This is a genomic window from Hydrogenivirga sp. 128-5-R1-1, assembly GCF_000171895.1.
Genome location: NZ_ABHJ01000115.1, coordinates 1 through 2,509 on the forward strand (window position 1 = coordinate 1; position 2,509 = coordinate 2,509).

At 34.4% G+C, this 2,509-nt stretch carries 3 protein-coding genes, 1 tRNA gene and 1 pseudogene; 1 reads left to right on the forward strand and 4 read right to left on the reverse strand.

Annotated elements, in window-relative coordinates:
* From fabF to HG1285_RS04580, 4 genes and pseudogenes are all read right to left on the reverse strand, one after another.
* Nucleotides 1-958, reverse strand: a pseudogene (gene fabF, locus HG1285_RS18315) (beta-ketoacyl-ACP synthase II); the annotation flags it as partial.
* Between the two features lie 13 nt (nt 959-971).
* Nucleotides 972-1,211, reverse strand: coding sequence for an acyl carrier protein (acpP, locus tag HG1285_RS04590; RefSeq protein ID WP_008288604.1), 240 nt, complete (start codon nt 1,209-1,211; stop codon nt 972-974).
* 24 nt (nt 1,212-1,235) lie between these two features.
* A complete protein-coding gene (gene fabG / locus HG1285_RS04585) occupies nt 1,236-1,970 on the reverse strand; it encodes a 3-oxoacyl-[acyl-carrier-protein] reductase (RefSeq protein WP_008288605.1) in 735 nt (244 codons plus the stop codon).
* Nucleotides 1,971-2,097: 127 nt separating this feature from the next.
* Nucleotides 2,098-2,173 (reverse strand) — tRNA-Gly (locus HG1285_RS04580).
* Nucleotides 2,174-2,270: 97 nt separating this feature from the next.
* Between HG1285_RS04580 and HG1285_RS04575 the strand changes: the two genes are divergently transcribed.
* Nucleotides 2,271-2,498, forward strand: coding sequence for a hypothetical protein (locus HG1285_RS04575; protein WP_008288606.1), 228 nt, complete (start codon nt 2,271-2,273; stop codon nt 2,496-2,498).
* Nucleotides 2,499-2,509 lie beyond the last annotated feature (11 nt).

Genomic DNA, 2,509 nt, shown 5'->3' on the forward strand with positions numbered 1-2,509 from the left:
TTTATAGCAAGGGTTTCCACTTTATCATTTAAAGGTGTAGATGTCCGTGTGCATTAATGTAATCAACTTCCGAAGGATTAACCCTTGCATCATTTAAAGTCATATTTATAACTCTTTTTGCCCCATCTGCATCAGAACATGGAGCTGTAATGTGGTATGCATCTCCTGTCATACCGTATCCAACAACTTCTGCGTATATTTTTGCTCCTCTTTTTTTAGCATGCTCAAGTTCTTCAAGAACAAGTATTCCAGCACCTTCACCCATTACAAAACCATTTCTTTCAGCATCAAATGGTCTTGATGCTTTTTGAGGCTCATCATTTCTTGTAGAAAGAGCTTTCATATTTGCGAATCCAGCTATTCCAAGAGGCGTTATTGCAGATTCTGTCCCGCCTGCAATCATAATATCTGCATCACCTCTTTGTATAACCTTGAAAGCATCTCCTATAGAGTGAGTCCCTGTAGCACATGCTGTTACTACACATGAGTTAGGACCTTTAAATCCAAATTCAATTGAGATATATCCTGACGCCATATTTGAAATACCAGAGGGAATAAAGAAAGGAGAAACCCTCCTTGCACCTTTTTCAAGCAAAATTTTTTGCTGGTCTTCAATATCTCTGAGCCCGCCGATACCGGTACCGACTATAACACCTGCTTTATTAAGGTCAATTTTATCAAGTTCAAGACCTGAATCTGCTACTGCTTCTTTAGCAGCAACAACTGCAAATTTTACAAAATCACTCATTCTTTTAGCATCTTTTTTATCAAGATACTTTGTAGGGTCAAAATCTTTTACTTCTGCAGCAATTACAACAGGAAGGTTATAGCTGTATGGGTCAAATCTTTTTATAACATCAATACCACTTTTACCACTTATTAGACCTTCCCAGAACTCTTTAACATTAAGACCTATTGGTGTTATAGCCCCTATACCGGTAACGACAACTCTTCTCATCTGAAACCTCTAATTACCCTTGTTTTTGTGCTATGTAATCTAAAACGTCCTGAACAGTAGCTATTTTTTCAGCATCTTCATCAGGAATTTCAACATTAAACTCTTCTTCAAATGCCATTATAAGCTCAACAACATCTAAAGAGTCTGCACCTAAATCATCAACGAATTTAGATTCTGGCTTAATCTGGTCAACAGAAATTCCAAGCTGGTCAGCGATAATTTCCTTTACTCTTTCTTCAATATTTTGTGCCATTTTGACCTCCTGAGTTTTTAATTTTTAATACATTCCACCATTAACGTGGATAGTTTCTCCGGTTATATAACTTGCCATATCAGATGCTAAAAACAAAACAGTATTGGCTACATCTTCAGGTTTTCCAAATCTTCCAAGTGGAATCTGTTTTAGATAAGTTTCTTTTATATCAGCAGGAAGCTGATTTGTCATATCAGTTTCTATAAATCCTGGTGCTACTGCATTTACTGTTATATTTCTTGAAGCAAGTTCTTTAGCTAAGGATTTAGTAAATCCTATTAATCCTGCTTTGGAAGTGGCATAATTTACCTGTCCAACATTACCTATAAAGCCAATTATGGAAGATATATTTATTATTCTGCCGTATCTTTTTTTTATCATTTTTTTTGCAAAATATTGGGTTATTTTAAAAGTTCCTGTAAGATTTGTATTTATTACCTGATTCCAGTCTTCTTCTTTCATCCTTATAAATAGTGTATCTCTTGTAAGACCTGCATTGTTTACAAGAATATCAGGCGTGTCTATTTTTTCTTCTATTTCTTTTAAGCTATCTGTTATATCAGAAAGAAAATCAAGTTCTACAGCATATGCAGGAACTTTGTATTCAGCTTCAATAGCCTTTGCTACAATTTCGGCATTTGCTTTATTTCTTCCTGTTATTACTACCGTAGCTCCCCTTTTTGCAAAAGCAACAGCTATTTCTTTTCCTATTCCTCTTGTTGAACCTGTAACTATTACTTTTTTACCTGAAAAATCCAAGTGTATCCTCTAAAAATTAATAATTAAAATTATATTTGAGTATTTTACCACATTTTTTGATAAATTTCCAGTTGAATCTATATAAAGCTTTTATACAAAGCTTCTGGAGTATGTTTGAGATGATTAATGGAGCGAGAGACGGGATTCGAACCCGCGACCCCTTCCTTGGCAAGGAAGTGCTCTACCGACTGAGCTACTCTCGCTTAAAAGGTGTATAACATTATATTTTAATTACCTCTTGTTGTCAATATTTTATTGTAGTAAACTTAAAAAAAATAAATGGTTAACGAGGTGGATAAAATGAATATATTAAATAATCTTGCTGAAAGAGTTATAAATGGTGAAAAAATATCTAAAGAAGAAGGTCTTAAGATTCTACAACTGCCTGATGATATGGTAATGGATTTAGTTGAGGAAGCATCTAAAATTAGAGAATATTTTTTCAAAAATGAGATGGAGTTTTGCTCTTTAATAAATGCAAAAATGGAGGATGCTCTGAAGACTGCTCATTTTGCGCCAGTCATCTAAGTTTCCTACTC